The sequence below is a fragment of the Chitinophaga sp. 05T412 genome, from assembly GCF_056396465.1.
Genome location: NZ_JBFTLN010000001.1, coordinates 314966 through 331736 on the forward strand (window position 1 = coordinate 314966; position 16771 = coordinate 331736).

Here is a 16771-nt window from a genome sequence, read left to right on the forward strand (position 1 = left end):
CAGAAAAATTTATCTTTAAAAATGGGTCACGTGATTTAAATATAATATATGGAAAGACTGATGACAGATGCCGAAATTATAGAAGCCTGGGATGACATTTGCAAGGTACTGAACAAAGATCAGGATGAACTTAAACGGGATATACTGAATCATATCGGCAATAAATGGTCACTTTTTGTAATCCACGCGCTAGGAATAGATGGTAAAATGCGCTTTTCAAATTTGCAGAACCATATTGATGGAATCAGTCAGAAGATGTTAACAAAATGCCTGCGAGAATTGGAAAGAGACGGATTGGTTTCAAGAAGTATTTACCCTGAAGTACCGCCAAGGGTGGAATATGAATTGACGCCTCTGGGTAGAGGCTTATTAGTTCAGGTTACTCCGCTTTGGTTTTGGATTGCTCGTCATAGTAATGAACTTAAAAGCGCAAGAGCAAATTATGTAAAATATATTGGCAGGTAGTTTTGAAGCTTATGCTGAGTGGCTGCATATAAATTTGTTAACAATAAAATGAGAAGTTTGAATTTGAGGCGTATATAATCCCTGGCTCACCAGCCTGGAAGGCCCAACAAACCAGGCGGATAATTATGGCACCAGGATCCGCGGATATATACATCCTCCTGCCACCGGAAGCTACACATTCTGGGTCGCAGGAGATGACAACACAGACTTATACCTGAGCTCCGGCGACAACCCCGCCAACAGCTCAAGAATAGCCTATGTAAATGACTGGACCGATTCCAGGCAATGGAATAAATACGGCACACAGCAGTCTTCTGCCATCAACCTGACTGCCGGCCAGAAATATTACATAGAAGTGCTTCACAAGGAAGGCAGCGATGGAGATAATGTAGCGGTAAGCTGGCAAGGCCCGGGCATTTCCCAACAAGTCATCAGTGGTAATTATCTTTCTACATTTGTCCCCGGGGCAGGCGCCGCATCCTTTGCCAAAATAGCATCGGACGCCGGTATGAGTGAGGATGCTGTTAGCTTGTATCCGAACCCTTCAACAGCTGGAAAGTTTACCATTCTTCTTCCGAAAATTTCAGAAAATACAGGGGGTAAGAATTTTTGACAACCAGGGCAGAATGGTTTATGAAAAGAAAGTTCGGGGCGGTAACCAGATAGTGATTGATTCGGGACTTAAAACAGGGTTCTATATTGTCACGATAGAATCGAAAAGATTTAGTGCTCCTAAGAAACTCATCATCAATTAACCAATTTTTTATCAATAACTGGAAATGCTTCTCTGGAGCATTCCCAGTTTCTTTTCATAGCTGGTTCTCCATAACCAGCTTTTTCTATGTGGGTGTCACTTAGCCGTATGCGTAGGATAAAATATTTCGCTTAATGTTTCATCCAACGCTTTTCCTGACAATGTTTTTCCAGCTATAATTCCATCAGGATTGATCAAAAAATTCTGAGGAATTGCCTGGACACCATATGATTTCGCAGCCGCACTATCCCAAAATTTCAGATCAGAAAGCTGAAGCCATAGAAGTCCGTCATTTTTAACTGCTGCTAACCACAACGCCTTACTGTCAGACTTATCGAGAGAAATACCGACAATTGTGAAGTTCTGGTCCTTGAATTTATTGTAGACTTTGACCAGGTTTGGGTTCTCAGCCCTGCATGGGCCACACCAGGAAGCCCAAAAGTCGACCAATACATACTTACCACGAAATGACGAAAGTTTAACCAGCTTCCCTTCTGCATCGGGTACTTCAAAGTCCGGCGCCGGTTGCCCTATTGCAGTTACTCTCATTTTATCCAGGTTAGCGGCCACTTTTTTACCTTCCTTACTATTTTTAATTTTGAATGATAAACCGTCGAACAAGGGCTTCACTACATCATAGCGTTGTTCATAGGCGATTTTGGGAAATAATTCCAAGCTAAGCATTGATGCAGGATGGGATCTGATGAACTTAATATAGGCATCTTTGGTCATGTCACTAAACCGCTTTCGAAAGCCTTCCAATTTGGCCTCGTAATCCTGCGTGGCATTTGGCGACAACTTTCCCGCCATGAATTGCCTGTCTTCATCAGTCAATTGTGAAAAGCCGGCATCAACCAGGTTATTTAGATCAGTATAATCATTATTCCTGGGCGTTCCGGTTACCTGCACTCCTTCTACTGCAGTTCCTTTCGTTTTAACATGAATGCTACCCGGCTCAAGATAAACCGTTATCTGCTCAAGGCTGTTTGTTCTCCCAACACCTTTCGTGTCAAAGGTTAATGTAGCGGATACCGGCGAAGTGGACACCGCACCAGAAAATTTGAAACCGCCATCCTTTAACACCACGGAATCAACGATCAGCTTACCTTTCATTGTATACTCCAGGTATGCCTTTTCAGGAGCGTTGCCTGTACCATATTTGCCATTGATAGTAAATTTATTACTACTCTGGGCGAGAGTCGTCAACGACATTATTGACAAACCGGCTATAATTAACTTTCTCAATTTAAATAGGATTAATTTGGATTCAGAAATCGAATTCCGGTGTGAATTGCCACCGGTGATTACTACGTTGTGATAAGAGGAAACCTCTTTCATTTAGTTAAACAGTTCCATCAGCTTTGCTTCCAATTCTTTTCCATGTAGATCCCTGGCAATAATTACACCTTTGTTATCGATCAGAAAATTCCTGGGAATAGCTTTAATCTGATATTTTTTAGTAACAGGAGAATCAAATCCCTTCAGGTCAGCCAGGTTTGTCCAGGTATAACCATCCTTCTCTATTGCCTTTTTCCAGGCAGCGGCATCCGTATCGAGAGAAACGCCAATTACACCCAGCCCTTTGGCCCTGTACCTGGCATAAAGGGGAACAAGCGCTTTTGCCTGCATTCTGCACGGCGAACACCAACTGGCCCAGAAATCAATAAATGTATACCTGTTCCCGGAAATGATTGTTTTGGTGGAGATTTTTTTTCCTCTTACATCCGGCAGCGTAAAGTTCTCATACCGTACTGCTTCCTGCATACCCGGCGCCTGTACATTTTTTTCATTTTCAGCAGTAACAGAAATACCGTTAGCATCATTTACAATCAGCGCATACTCCTTTGATGAAGGAGGAAGGCACATTTGATTATTGCATGCCATGTACCTGATCCGGAAATGCAATACTGTCTTCTCATCTGCCCTGAGTTTGATTGTTTGTGAAAACGTAACACCCTTCGCGTAATAAGCCACAGTTTCCCCGGCAGGAGCCCCTTCTCCTTTTTCCTCCATCTCTCCTATCAACTGAACATTCGGATTTTCTCCCCATGTAATAGTAGTAGGCATTCCCATTCCACCATCATAAGACTGCGGATAAATATGAAACGGTTCGTTGATAGACGCCACGAAGGCTATCTTAAAAGTGAGTGGCGCTATTGAGTCACTGCGGAATTTCCAGGAAACGGGGTGGTTATCCTGCGCAAAACCGGACAAAGCTACCAGACTGGTCAACATCAAAAAAATCACTCTTCTCATGAATACTTTTTTCAGGGCAAAAGCCGCATTCGTTCTAAATCGGGTTATTATCATCTAATAGGCGCAGAGTGCATTAACTTTTATACCTAGATTTTGTGATCTCTACCATCGACTTCAGTTTATAATATTCTCTGTCTGTAGAACCAGCGTAACCCGAACTAAAGAATCTTATATTACCCAATGGGTCAAATATGATTTTAGTTGGTGTTCCCTGGACATCAAAGAACTTGTTTTCCTCATCCTGTAAAACATCGAGGGTAATCCCTTTTTTCTTCACAAATTTTTTCACGGTAGCCCTGTCTTCAAACAGGCTTACCACAAACATTTGAAATACATCTTTTTTATAGTCTCCCACCACACGCTCAAATCCGCTGAAGGCAGCTACGCATGGGGTACATCCTGTAGACCAGAAATCAAGGGCCAGTACCTTGTTCTTATAGTCCCGCAGATGAATGATTTTCCCGTCCAGGTCCGGCAGCGATACCTCTTTTACAGGTTTTGTGGCGTGAAAAAGCGTAAACATTTTACCATCCCCTCCCGCGCTTGGTACTGCACCGTCGAGCGTTGTTTTCGACGATGCTATATACAACTTTTCCACCTCCTTATAGCATTCATGGTATGCTTCATTCTTCAGTGATGTAAGATATTCCTCAAATCCTTTTTCGCTTCCCTTTACTTTTTTATATACCAACCTGAATGTACTAACCATCACCGGGTTTGACTCCGCCTCCCTGAATGCTTTGCTTAACGTATCGAATGCCACCTGATACTTACCGGCAGCAAACATCACTACTCCGTACCGGTTCAGGTAATTCGATTTTGCATCTTTGAAGTAGTGCATTTCGCGCATACCGTCTTTTACTTCCGAAGATTTCGCCAATAACTGTAATGCAGTATCTGTATTTCCCAGTTGAGCATTAGTTGCAGCATTTATCTCCAAAACGGTCTGAGTTCTGCCAATTCCATCTTTCAGTGCTCCTGTACTCAGATCTTCTAATATCCCGGCTGACACCTTTTCCACTTCGCCCGGATTGCTATTTGCATCAAAGAGATTGTCCAGTGCATAAGTCAGATACAGGAATTGAAGTACGTTGAATTTCGGCCTGGTATTTTTATAATACCAATAACGTTCAAAGTTTCCTTTGGTAAGCCATCCCATAGCCAGCTGCGCGCGGTATTCCTCATACATGGATGGTTGGGCAGGGTCTATTGGATTTGCTTTCAACATTTCATTATATTGCTTCTCCTGGTCTTCCACGTTTACTATTGAAGTAAAATCCTGAAAGTTATACTTCGCGGATGGCGATTGTTGTGCGAAGGCAGAACCGGAAATCAGCAACAGCAAGATTAACATTTTCATTTTCATCGGATTCAGATTAGACGGTATTAAAATTTTTAAATTATTACGATTGAAATTTCCTGCCAGGTAAATGTGGTGCAACTGCAGGCTGCCCTTGACTTACCAGTTTTATTCATTTTCCACTAAACCCTTGTTCGCGGCCAGCATCCTTTCCCCGAACTTCAGGGCAAATCTCGCGGGCTTGAGCGTATAGGTTGCGACTACGTTGCCGGCGTCATCATAAAGTTTATGTGTATACTTAACCGTATTGCTATAAACAGGGTCAACTGAAAGCCGGCGCATATCCCACCAGCGCATGCCGGAGGTGGCAAATTCACGAATACGTTCATCAAGGATATAGCGAACCAATGCCTCTTTGTTTCCCGCTATATTTGCAGGTACAGTCGCGATATTGACAGGCATTCTTTTAGACCGCAGCATTTCGAGATCGCTCTTTGCCCCTGCAAGGTCACCTGCCCTTGCTTTAAGCTCTGAGCGCATCAGGTAGAGGTCAGGCAATGAGGGACCGATTTCCAACCCAGAAAAAAGTGATGCGGAGTAGCGCCGCATTCCTCCCGGAAAGGTTTTGTCGGGATTGAACATTTCAATTCCTGAGAACAGTTCCAGGCGTTTATCTGCCGGATCATATAAGGCAGCAGTTTCCGGAGAAAACACATAGGTATTGGCTTGTTGCAGCTGAAAATTAATCATACTAAGATTGTATATCACCTGCGCATTGTTGGCCGCCAACGGATAATTTGAAAGTCCGAAACCGAAGTCAGGAAACCATGAATTGCCGCTATCGGGATCAAGCACTATGTTATAATCGTATAACGCGAGCGGCACTGCAGCTTTGCCAAGTTCCGCAAATGCAGCATCCACATGTGTGCTGGACTCTTTGAACTTTGCCATATACAGATAAACACGGGCTAATAAAAATTCTGCCGCCAATCTGGAAAATTTCCGCCTGTGTGTTAATGGGCCAAGGTCAGGCAATGCATCTGTTAAATCCTTAATGATAAAATCATAACATTCCTGTACAGAGGCCCGTACAAATGTTGTTTGGGTTACATCTGCCTTTGTAAGCAGCGGCACCCCCAAATCCGTAGTAGCAGTAGCGGCATTATAGGGCAACGAAAAGTCATTCAGAAAATAAAGATGGCAAAGCGCTCGTCCGACTTTGGCCTCTGCGAGGATGGCACGTTTTTGCTGATCGGTTCCTCCCTCTGATTCCATGACGTCGTTTATGACCTTATTAAAGGTATAAATGTTCGTTAGTGGCCACGTTTCATTGGGAAGCTGATCTTCATCATATACCCTTGCTTCAAACCTGAACAGCCTTTGTGTTCTGATCTGGGCTGCATCCATGTAGGTTGCCTGGGCTGCCATTTCATCACCCATATACAAAGACGGAGGATAGGAAACCTGCAAACTCACTGCATTCATTAATTGCTCGTAGTCCTGCGTCGTTTTTGCCACACGGGAGCCTTTAGGCTCAATTTTCAAAAAGTCTTTGGAGCATGAAGTCTGAAGCAGCAACGATATAAACAGAATGGGTAATAATACCCTATGAATGGATTTCATCATCTTAAGCAGGTTTAATTAAAGAGTAATGTGTGCGCCGACTGTGAATGTACCTTGTCCTATACGGATATTTCTGACACCTGCAGGCGATTGAAACTCCGGATCGATCCCGAAGTGGTTCTGCTTCCAGAGCATGAGATTGGATACCTGTGCCCTAAAAGTCAATCCCTCCGCATGCAGTCTCCGAACCAATGCCTTGCCTACATCATAGGAAAGCGTGATCTCCCTAATCTTTGCATAAGACGCGTCAAATGAATTCAAATTAGAGTAAGTATAGTAATAGATATTTCTGCCGTTGTCGATAGTAGTGTTATAGGCATACCTGGGAATATTGGTTTTACTTTCATCTCCCGGCACCTTCCAGCGATTAGCAAATTCAGGTTGAACGGTGTTCTGATAAAGAGGATCTTGCCAGAAATTATTAAAATCACGGAACAATACATGTCCTAAGTTAAAGCTGATATTAATTCCCAATTGAAATCGCTTGTAATAAAACGTGTTGAATAATCCACCTGTCGCGATAGGTTGAGATGTTCCCGCCAGATGAACGTCTTCTGGCTTGGAGCCATTTTTATCAGACAGTATTTTTCCGTCGGCCTGGATGATCTGTGGATCTCCCGCAGCGTTAAGCCCACCGTTGATGAATTCAAATACAGCGTATGCAGGTTTACCTTCCACGAAGGACGTTCCAATCATTCCTGTACCGGTTGTGATGGCAGTTGCGGTTGCCATCCTTGTTATCTTATTTTTGTTGTACGACAGATTTAGGACAGTATTCCAGTTAAAATCCCCGGAAATGACATTAAGTGAGGTCAAACTAAACTCAATCCCTTTATTTTCAAGGTCTCCATAATTACCGATAACAGTTGCATATCCAGTCAACGGCGCCGTCATCAATGAGCCGATAAGGTTAGTTGTCTTTTTTATATATCCGTCTATCGAACCGCCCAATCTGCCACCGAACACCGTAAAATCCAGTCCTGCGTTATAGACATTGGTTCTCTCCCAGGTAAGCTTGTCGTTGCCGGGAGTGCCTATAACCAAACCAACTCCTGTTACATAGTTTACGTTCGACGAGGATTGCAGGATATCAAATGATGCTGCCTGAGCAGGCTTGGGTGCATTACCTGTTATGCCATAGGTGAATCTCAGGTGAAGCCGGTCCAGCCATGTAAATGATTTCATAAAGTCTTCCCTGTTCAGCAACCATTTACCGCCGATGCTATAAACGGGCCTGTTTTGAGCAGATTTGGCAAGGCCAAACAAATTGCTCTCATCAATCCTCCAACTCGCATTCAGCGCATACTTCCATTGATACATGTATCCCAATGTTGAATAGTAAGAGGTCGTTCTTGTGATAGCCCCCTCTCCTCCACCCACATTATTTGATGGTAACACTCTTCCCAGCAGGCCGGATACCGTTCCTTTAATCCCCTTCATGAGCGTATCAACATTTACCGGACGGGAAACCTGCAACTGATCATCCCATCCATAGTAGGTAGCGGATGATGTCAATGGTGTGGAACTTGTAGCTTCCTGTCCTGCCATTACAGTTAACTGGTGCGGATCCCAGCTCCGATCAAATATCAGTTGATTTCTTACCGTCCAGTTTTTCTGAGACGCATTATTTACATTGAGCATTCCTCCTTCCTTTGGTAACCAATACCTGGGCGTGCTGGTTACAGTTGGCGCCTGTGTAAAACCCACCAACTGATCCCTTACCGCGTAACTTTCCTGGTACTGAACTGTCCGGTTGTTTCTTGCAAATGTCTGGTAGCCATAAGTACCCTCAAAGCGAAGCCCTTTCAGCAATTGTAATTTCGCGCCTCCCACCACTCTTCCGGATATACTGCTACTCTTTGAATATCCCCTGTTAAACTCATCAAGTGGAACATAGTCCAGATTAACCCGGCTCCTGGCAGCATAATCTACTCTGAGAGAATCGCTGTAATTTCCCAGGAAATTCACTGCCAGTGGATTTCCTGCATTATCGCGGAACCGTTGATAAGGTACGATGGAAACATCCGGGGCCAGCACTCCTATACCCAGATTTGAAGTACTTGCTACTGTATTGGTAAGATCAGTGATGACCGATAACTGCAATTTTTTATTGAAATTGAAATCCTGTCTGACATTCACCTTATACGAATTGTTCCGTTCACCTGGTGTGCTGCTTTGAATACCGGTATAGCTCAGCGATCCATAAAAACTGTAAATGTCACCGCCCCCTGAAAGCGAGACTGTATGATTAGTTGAGGCTGCATTTCTGTAAAAAATACTCGAAATTTCACTCCTGTTATCGATGGCAGCCAGACTGTCCAGCGACTTATTCGCCTGCGCACCGGTGATTAGCCCCCGATACTCATCATATTGAATTTGCAGGTGTGGAGGAACCGGAGTAAAGACCTGTACTGCATTCCAGCTATAATAAGGCGCAAATTGAGGAAAGATTTCTTTTGCGGTAGCAATAAACTCCCGGCTGTTCATTTTCGGGATATAAGACCGATCCGGTTTACCCTGAAAATTATAATAACCGTCGTAGTCGACCCGTAATTTTTGTCCGGTTTTACCTTTTTTAGTAGTAATAACAATTACCCCGTTCGCCGCTTTTGCGCCCCAGATAGAAGCTGCGGAGGCATCTTTCAGAACAGTTATATCCTCAATATCCTGCGGATTGATGTTGGCGATGGGGTTAGAGGTGTTCATAATATTATTACGGGATGCATCACTGGTATTATCACCCGGTAATTCCACGCCGTCTACCACGATCAATGGCGACCTGGTAGCGTTGAGGGAAGTCAAACCCCGAACCAGTAACGGCTCTCCACCCGGTGCATTGTTTACCACCAGGCCGGGTACAAGCCCATCCAGTCTTTGGAGAATATTGGTACTGCTGGATCTGCTGGCAACAGTGCCCATGTCCACTTTTGCTACCGCCCCCGTATTTCTTTCCCTGGTAATATTCTGATAACCCGTGGAAACAATTTGAATAGCTTCCAGCTTTTGTTCCGAAGGCGCCAGAATAACCGAAATCATTTCTGAACCGTTCACTTTCACCTCTTTTTCATTGAATCCTATGAAGCTTATTATCAGTACTGCGCCTTTTTCCGCTTCTATATGAAATGTCCCCTTTTCATCGCTCACGGCTACGACCTGGCTGCCTTTAATACGAATCGTAGCCCCGGGCAGAGGATTTTTATCAGCGTCCGTGATCAATCCCGACACTTTCGTTTCAGACCCCGCGGCAGCGGATAAATTTCCATTTTTATCAGGTACACCAATATCTCTGCGCATCACTACTATATTACCCTGCTTTATCTCGAAAGCAAGTTTCTCCGGTTTCAAAATGGCGGTCAAAAAATCATTCAATGGCATTTGTTGTGCGTCAATAGTCACAGGATGCGCATTCTTAATATGCTCATCATTATAAAAAACAGTTACTCCCGTCTGTTTTTCAATAATTTTAAACACCTTATGCAAAGGCTCTTTGTTTAGTTTGGCAGTAATAGATTGCGCCAATCCTATGGCTTGTGCCTGAACTAAGAAAACAGTTAATAAAACAATTGTTAGTTTCATCCTGAACGGTATTTTGGTTGTTACTAGACGGCAGGAGAAGCCACGCCAGGCCAATCCTAGCCTCCACGGCTGGTTTAAAGCAGAAAAATGCATACTCTCTGAATAATTTTGGTTGGTTTCTGTTGACCCCGAACAAGATGCTCTATTGGCACACAAGATCATTACCGGAAAGATTTCCGGCATCTTTGGTTTTTACCAATCGGCCTGCCCAGTGCATTATTTTGTTATCAATGATACTTGCTGAATGGCTGGTCAACGGCCATCAGGGAAGTATAATTAATGTCCTGTTTCCCTGCAGTTTGTAGTGAAGTCCCACGTTGCTCAGAAAATACAGCACATCAGTAAAGGGAAGGCTTCTCTTAATGGTACCACCTAACTGTACCTTCGGAATTGTTTGCTGATAAATTACTTCAATATCATACCACCTAGCAAGTTGCCGCATAGCCTCCTCCAGCGGAACATCATCAAAGTCAAAGACGCCATTTTTCCAGGCAACAACCGAAACTGCATTTACATCGTCAAAAACCTGGATAGGCTTGTTTCTGGTGGTTGTGAGCGCCTGTTGTCCGGGCTTAAGCAGTTTGTGGGCTGCCCCTTTCATTGCAACCCGTATCGCTCCATCCAGCAGCGTGGTTCGTACAGATTGTTCATTGTTATATGCATTCACGTTAAAACTTGTTCCGAGTACTTCAACAGAAGTCCCGCCGCTAACCTCTACCCTGAAAGGAATGGAAGGGTTTCGAGCGACTTCCATGTACACTTCTCCTGTAACACTAATAAGTCTTTCCTTTCCTGTAAATACTACCGGGTATTTAATGGAACTTTCCGCGTTCAACCACACGCTGGTTCCATCAGATAACCTAAGCTGGAACTGCTTTCCCTTCGGGGTAGATATTACATTATACTGAACTTCTGAACCTATTTTTTCATACTCAAATACCCCATTGGTGACTTTGGCAACTGTTCCTCCCTGTAATGTTATCCGGCCATTTTTAACAGTATCCAAAAGTACCTGTGATCCGTCTGATAAGGTAAGTAAAACGCTACTTTCCCCCTGTCGCCCATTTGTTATCGACTGCACAACACCAGTTAGCGTTTCCGCTTGTTTTTTGTGATATAAATAATAAATACCAACACCAATTATCAATGCCACAGAAGACGCTACAGCCCAACTCCATTTCCGTATGAACGAATTCCTGTAACCAACATGCATACCCTTCCCTATTTCCTTATCAACAGGGTGCTCTCTTCCGGGATAGCGATCCAGGATATTTTTGATCATCGTTTGCTGTTGAGTTTCATTAAAGAGGCCTTCATCCTGTATTTTTTCCCACATGTCTTCCAGTACAGGAATAATTTCCTGTTCAGTAGAAGCCGAGTGCAACATATCAATCAGCTCCCGTTTTTCGTCTTCGGTAAACCGGTCATCTGACCATCGTTCCAACAGGTACTGTAGTCTGCTATTCACAGTCAATCAATTTATTTCAATGGATATAATCCATCTTTATCTTAGGAGAAGGCTTTTGTAAAAAAGGGGGTATTCCAATGGAAAAAAAATTTACAACTTTATAATCAGGAAGGAAATTAGAATTGGCAGGCCATTATTCCTGATGTAGTCAACGATAGATGAAGAGGAAATCTGGAGGTATTTCTTTACGGTTTCCCGGCTAATCTGCATTTCGGCTGCTATTTCTGCGTATTTTTTCCCTTCTAACCGGGCAAGCATCCAAACCTTCTTTTGCTGCGGCGGGAGCCGATCAACCGCATTTTTCACCAATATATCGTACGCCTCCTTCAAAGAGGCTTCGTCCTGTGCCTCCAGGCCGTCGGCCGCAGCTTGTGTAATTTGATGCCACTCCTCCCGTTTTTTGTACTCTCTGTCGATGTTCTTCAGCATCCTGACTGCATGATGCCTCGAGATTACGAATAACCAGGAACGAAAGCTTTCCACTTCTCTCAAAGATTCCCTTGTTAGCCATAGCTGGGTGAAAATTTCCTGTACCACGTCGGAAGCTATATCCTGATCTTTGGTAATTTTGACAAGGTATGTAAAAAGAAGGCCGGAATATGCTTTCACAAGCATAGCAAATGCCTGCTCATCCCCTTCAGAGACCTGCAGTAGCAGTTGACGGTCACTGTTATGTTTAATGCCTGACAATTAATAAGTTGATTGATCTGAATTAGCCACAATGTTATTAAAAAAATCACACAGTTAGTATTAGTTTTTAGCTCATATCATAATATCTTTCTTCGGCAGATCAGACCTGTGATCTTAAAACAAATAGTGATTTTTCCGGGGTTCTTCTCACTCAGCTACCAATTGGGTTGCTGGATTCAAGATGGTATCAACCTTAATTTCAGAAATTTTTGAATGCTGCATTTTTTCGACTTTAGAATGTTATCAATATAAGTGCAAAGTGAAAATAATAGATTTAATTCATAATGGATTCCTGAAATTCTATTTAAGTGTCAAAATAACACTTTTATCCCTATATAGTAATCTGTACAATCAGGTATGCTTGGGTAATACCGAAACTTCCAACCCCTCATATTATGATCATTGCGTCGGCTTATCTTTGTTTTTCTTTCCCCGAAACATCTATAATTCCATTAGGCTTTTCGCTACCACGGTAATCAAGCTGTAAGGGCAAATCTATCGCAATCAAATCCAGCAGTACTACGAGTATCAAAAGTCCGCTGAAAATTCTCTGATCCGCTGTGCTGGGTACTATTGACTGATGCGGAAGTAGACATAGCTTTCGAAAAATCATTACAAATATTTTCATCAAGCATTCCTCAGCTTTCGACTTCTAAAATTAGCTTAAATGAACTCTAACAATATGGACTAGAAATAGAAATTTTTATTACCCCGCAATTTAAATATCGCAAATTGGTATTGACAAGTCCACCCGCATAAAACTAATTAAACCGTAACGGCAAATCCGCACTTTGATAGACTAACAAATAAACCCAAAACATTGAAGCCCATACTAGCGCAGGCTTCAATGTTTTCCAGTGATCCCCTTGGTAGGTGAAGATAATCTTGTAGAATAGGCATCAAAATGCACTATACTTTTTGAAACATAGCTTTATCAATCTTCTCTAAATCATTTCTTTGCTGCCAGATTTCTTTAATTTTACGGCCTGCTTCTTCCGGGGTAATCCTTATGTACTTATAAAAATCACGCAAACTCTTATGTCCACTTATTTTCATAATTAATTCAACCGGAGTACCTGCGAGAAATTCATTGGTACAAAAAGAGCGACGGCAAGTATGAGATGTGATCCAACAATGCTTAGGTTTAATAACTTCAATATCTTTATTGCCTTTCTTATAAGAAAACTTAACCATTTCTTTTATTCCCGCCAAGCGTCCGATTTCTTTAATATTGGCGTTAAAATCCGAATTATGAACAACCGGTACTGCTTTTTTAAACCTGTTTATTAAAATTTCTTTTGCCGTATTCATTAGCGGAATCACCACCCAATGATCTGACTTTCCTTGTTTCTTATAGAGCATTCCATCCCGGATATCCTCCGGTCTTATATTAGAATAGTCAGAAAACCGAAGCCCGGTGAGACAACCTAAAACAAATAAATCCCGATAAGGTATCAGGTGGGGAAACTCGGATAAATCTGTACAATATATCTGGTTAACTTCCTTCCAGGAAAGATATATTGCATCTGACTCCTCATCCAATATCTTAAAATCTGACAAATCGATTGGGGCGATAATCTTACGACGAACCCTATCTTTTACAAAGATCCTTAATTGCTTTATCGTTTTCCCAATGGTGGCAAGTTTCAAGCCTTTTGTTACTTTCTTTCTCCTGATTTGCTGATACTCATATGTGAGAAAATCCACAAAATGCTCATAAAAGTTGAAATCCAGGCTTTCAAATACGATAGGAATTTCCCTGTAAGTCTGAAATGCCTTCAACTGTTCCGACATGCATCGATAAATATTTAAAGTTGATTTCGCTACCTTTCCCGTTTTACATTTTATGTAATTGTCTATCTGAAAAAATATATCCAGATTGACCTTAGGGTTCAACGCTGCGGCTTGAGTAGCCTCATCATCCAGTGTTTTAGTATTAAAATCCGGACGGAAAGTTGTTTTGAGAAAGGAAAGTATATCAGAAACCGTCTTTTTTGCAGCATGACTGAGAATATCTTCAGTTATTCTCAGCATGTCGGCCAAACGCCTATTTAGCTGTTCGGCTAAACCATAGGCCTCCGGTAATTCAGAGGAAATTCGCAAATACTTTCTGTTCCAATAATTGGGAGGAATAGCTATTTCCGTGTTTAGCAGTGTTGTTTTGCCATTCTGGCCACAATACTGGATAAAAATAATACTGGTGCCATCCCGGCGTACCTTGTTCTTTGAGCAAATTGGTTTGATTGGTAACAACATAATTAGTCGAGTTTTTAGTCGAGTTCAATGTTGTTAGCCTTAATAAAGGTAGTTTTAAAAATCCGAGAAAATTGTTATAGAATATTGAAATTCAACGACTTAAAATAAGAGTAGGTAAAAATCCATATGGATAGTTACGCTGCTTGCAGTCCCGTCTGGTCCGCGGAAATCTCGAAAAAGCCCACGCTATGCGTGGGCTTTTCTATTGTAAGTCGAGTTCCGATTAATTCTCTCCTTGTTTTTTATGCTACCTTATTAAGGTTAACTATCACTCACTAAGATGCTTCTCACGCCACTAGTAAGGCACTAACCAAATAGATTTAGAAAAAGTGTATTCATTCCCGTATTTATAATACTCCAGTATTTTTTGTTAACTATAAAAGGAAGTGAAATGAGCAATTTGAATTTGAGGCGGATACAATCCTTTGCCGCGTTTGACTTACGAATTAACTACCATTACATCTATTCCCGATTCCACAAAACACACGAAGATTATTACTCTTCAAAAAAAATGAAGAGTTTGAATGGGCGACTCAAGTTAAAACTGTTACGGTTTAAGGGGAGGTTCTAGCTGCTATGCGGTACATAGGAAAATAAAGCAAAGCCACAAACTACTTAACGTATTTTGCGGCTTTGCTCTTCTTCTCTATTAACAGATAAAGGTAATCGACGTTTTAAAACATCCAACTATTAGTATCTGGGTCTAAATCCAGGGCGTGGGCCGGATCTGGAGAAACGATCATTTTCTGGTCTTTCAGGTCTGGGACGAGCCTCATACACTACTATTGTCTGGCCAGCAACTACGGAATTATTCAATTCCTTAATTGCTTGCACTGCATTGGAGTCGTCTGGCATTTCAACGAAAGCAAAGCCTTTAGAACGGCCACTGTACTTATCATAAGCCACATTAATACTATATACAACTCCAAATGGGTCAAATAAAGACCATATCTCATCTTCAGTTGTTCTGTCACCTATATTACCTACAAAAATATTCACAAATATAATTTTAATTAAATATGCATACTACTGAAAAACAAGGGCTAAGAAAGAAAAAGAAGCCCAAACCAAATCAGCAGAAGCTAAATGTAACCTTGCTAAAGTTAGCGCAATAAATTGGGTATTGCAGGATTAATTTATGGGATATTACAAGTGCGCTAAAAGTTAGCTTCTGCAAGGCTATGCTGCAAAACTGAAAATTCCCGACATGTCATCTTTTCTCAAAGCGACTTTTCACCCAAATTTTAATATAAATAGTCCCGGATTTTCCATTTTAAGTCGATTTCTCCTTTCCCGACTACTTTATGCTACCTTATGCAGGTTAATTATCACTTACTAAGTTGCACACACCTTTACGTGTTTTTACGATAATCCCTACTGCCAATAACCTTCTGCATGCTAAATAAGCGCACTGTATATTTACAACAATTATCCGATCTATAACTTATAAAGTTCATTCTTAAACCTTTTGGCCAATACCCCGGTAGCCAGCGTCGGGTCAATATTTGCTACAATTACTCCTGCGTTTCCATAAGTTTCATGCACAATACAAGTTCCATCCGGTCCTATTACAGCACTGGCTGATTCAGGATAACGGGAGGAGTAATTTGAACTGGCAAAGTAGATGGTATTTTCAAGAGCTCTCATCATCATTGCTTTTTCATAATAAGGATTATCCTTATTGCCCCATTCCGTAAGCGGTACACCACTTGTATTGCTCCCGACAAAATGTGGATGAAAGACAATTTTAGCATCGTGACGGGCTGCCCACCTTACGGATTCAGGATACCGGAATCCTTCATGACATATCGTGATACCAAACTTTACATTATTCACTTCAAAAATACTGCGCCTGGTACCGGCAATCCATATATTATCTTCTGTTGGGTCTAACTGGTTTTTTGTCTGATGCCCCAATACCTCACCCTTATCTGATATCACATAGGCTAAATTTAAAAGCCCGTCAGCATGATTCCAATCCATAGGCAGAATAATTGCAATGGAATTTTCAGCTGCCAGTTTACATGCTTTATCCAGTGCCGATTGTAACTTTTCATGCGTACGCTCTTCAGGCCCAGCTCCCATTCCCGGATAACCAGGAATATATGATTCAGGAAAACAGATAATCTCAGCATTTTCTTTGACCGCATCTTTGACGAATTTTTCGATCCAGCATAAACCGTCATCTATGGATTTTGGAAACGGAGGGGAAGCTAAAGCTATTTTCATTTTAATTTCCTTTTAATATCAGAAGGATAATTAGCACCTTTTGTGTACCGTCTTTATGGCATAAAAATAATTAGAATTATCAGAAATCAGTGATAAATGGGCCTGGAGAATATTGTAATAATCGGGAGGATACCTCTTTTTACACACTTTTACA

At 41.9% G+C, this 16771-nt stretch carries 12 protein-coding genes and 1 pseudogene; 3 read left to right on the top strand and 10 right to left on the bottom strand.

Annotated features, from left to right (window positions below):
- Positions 1-48 precede the first annotated feature (48 nt).
- The 3 genes and pseudogenes from AC1DFM_RS01235 to AC1DFM_RS01245 all read left to right on the top strand — a co-directional run bounded on the left by AC1DFM_RS01235 (position 49) and on the right by AC1DFM_RS01245 (position 1220).
- Positions 49-465 (top strand): winged helix-turn-helix transcriptional regulator, encoded by a 417-nt coding sequence (locus AC1DFM_RS01235; RefSeq protein ID WP_477074905.1) that lies wholly within the window; start codon positions 49-51, stop codon positions 463-465.
- Between the two features lie 91 nt (positions 466-556).
- A pseudogene (locus tag AC1DFM_RS01240) lies at positions 557-1078 on the top strand (PA14 domain-containing protein); the annotation flags it as partial.
- A gap of 13 nt (positions 1079-1091) precedes the next feature.
- Positions 1092-1220 (top strand): hypothetical protein, encoded by a 129-nt coding sequence (locus tag AC1DFM_RS01245; protein WP_477074906.1) that lies wholly within the window; start codon positions 1092-1094, stop codon positions 1218-1220.
- 95 nt (positions 1221-1315) lie between these two features.
- Here the strand turns inward: AC1DFM_RS01245 and AC1DFM_RS01250 are convergent, their stop codons facing one another.
- The 10 genes from AC1DFM_RS01250 to AC1DFM_RS01295 form a co-directional block, all read right to left on the bottom strand.
- Entirely contained in the window at positions 1316-2464 is a 1149-nt protein-coding gene (locus AC1DFM_RS01250; RefSeq protein WP_477074907.1) for a redoxin domain-containing protein, read from the bottom strand.
- Between the two features lie 93 nt (positions 2465-2557).
- Positions 2558-3475 carry a peroxiredoxin family protein gene (locus AC1DFM_RS01255; RefSeq protein ID WP_477074908.1) on the bottom strand — a complete coding sequence of 306 codons (918 nt, stop codon included), beginning with the start codon at positions 3473-3475 and terminating at the stop codon, positions 2558-2560.
- Positions 3476-3548: 73 nt separating this feature from the next.
- Positions 3549-4835 carry a TlpA family protein disulfide reductase gene (locus AC1DFM_RS01260; protein WP_477074909.1) on the bottom strand — a complete coding sequence of 429 codons (1287 nt, stop codon included), beginning with the start codon at positions 4833-4835 and terminating at the stop codon, positions 3549-3551.
- Between the two features lie 108 nt (positions 4836-4943).
- The gene (locus AC1DFM_RS01265) at positions 4944-6401 is read right to left on the bottom strand and encodes a RagB/SusD family nutrient uptake outer membrane protein (protein WP_477074910.1); all 1458 of its coding nucleotides are present in this window, start codon (positions 6399-6401) and stop codon (positions 4944-4946) included.
- Positions 6402-6416: 15 nt separating this feature from the next.
- Positions 6417-9974 (bottom strand): SusC/RagA family TonB-linked outer membrane protein, encoded by a 3558-nt coding sequence (locus AC1DFM_RS01270; protein WP_477074911.1) that lies wholly within the window; start codon positions 9972-9974, stop codon positions 6417-6419.
- Positions 9975-10236: 262 nt separating this feature from the next.
- The gene (locus AC1DFM_RS01275) at positions 10237-11442 is read right to left on the bottom strand and encodes a FecR family protein (RefSeq protein WP_477074912.1); all 1206 of its coding nucleotides are present in this window, start codon (positions 11440-11442) and stop codon (positions 10237-10239) included.
- A gap of 90 nt (positions 11443-11532) precedes the next feature.
- Positions 11533-12132 (bottom strand): RNA polymerase sigma factor, encoded by a 600-nt coding sequence (locus tag AC1DFM_RS01280; RefSeq protein ID WP_477074913.1) that lies wholly within the window; start codon positions 12130-12132, stop codon positions 11533-11535.
- A gap of 909 nt (positions 12133-13041) precedes the next feature.
- Complete coding sequence (locus AC1DFM_RS01285; RefSeq protein WP_477074914.1) at positions 13042-14388, bottom strand: tyrosine-type recombinase/integrase; 1347 nt, start codon at positions 14386-14388, stop codon at positions 13042-13044.
- A 690-nt stretch (positions 14389-15078) separates the two neighbouring features.
- Positions 15079-15387 carry an RNA recognition motif domain-containing protein gene (locus tag AC1DFM_RS01290; RefSeq protein WP_477074915.1) on the bottom strand — a complete coding sequence of 103 codons (309 nt, stop codon included), beginning with the start codon at positions 15385-15387 and terminating at the stop codon, positions 15079-15081.
- Between the two features lie 438 nt (positions 15388-15825).
- Positions 15826-16617 (bottom strand): carbon-nitrogen hydrolase family protein, encoded by a 792-nt coding sequence (locus tag AC1DFM_RS01295; protein WP_477074916.1) that lies wholly within the window; start codon positions 16615-16617, stop codon positions 15826-15828.
- Positions 16618-16771 lie beyond the last annotated feature (154 nt).

Bases quoted from the DNA above. Each gene is read 5' to 3' on its own strand.
- AC1DFM_RS01235 (WP_477074905.1), top strand. From the start codon at position 49: ATGGAAAGACTGATGACAGATGCCGAAATTATAGAAGCCTGGGATGAC.
- AC1DFM_RS01245 (WP_477074906.1), top strand. From the start codon at position 1,092: ATGGTTTATGAAAAGAAAGTTCGGGGCGGTAACCAGATAGTGATTGAT.
- AC1DFM_RS01255 (WP_477074908.1), bottom strand. From the start codon at position 3,475: ATGAGAAGAGTGATTTTTTTGATGTTGACCAGTCTGGTAGCTTTGTCC.
- AC1DFM_RS01260 (WP_477074909.1), bottom strand. From the start codon at position 4,835: ATGAAAATGTTAATCTTGCTGTTGCTGATTTCCGGTTCTGCCTTCGCA.
- AC1DFM_RS01265 (WP_477074910.1), bottom strand. From the start codon at position 6,401: ATGATGAAATCCATTCATAGGGTATTATTACCCATTCTGTTTATATCG.
- AC1DFM_RS01270 (WP_477074911.1), bottom strand. From the start codon at position 9,974: ATGAAACTAACAATTGTTTTATTAACTGTTTTCTTAGTTCAGGCACAA.
- AC1DFM_RS01285 (WP_477074914.1), bottom strand. From the start codon at position 14,388: ATGTTGTTACCAATCAAACCAATTTGCTCAAAGAACAAGGTACGCCGG.
- AC1DFM_RS01295 (WP_477074916.1), bottom strand. From the start codon at position 16,617: ATGAAAATAGCTTTAGCTTCCCCTCCGTTTCCAAAATCCATAGATGAC.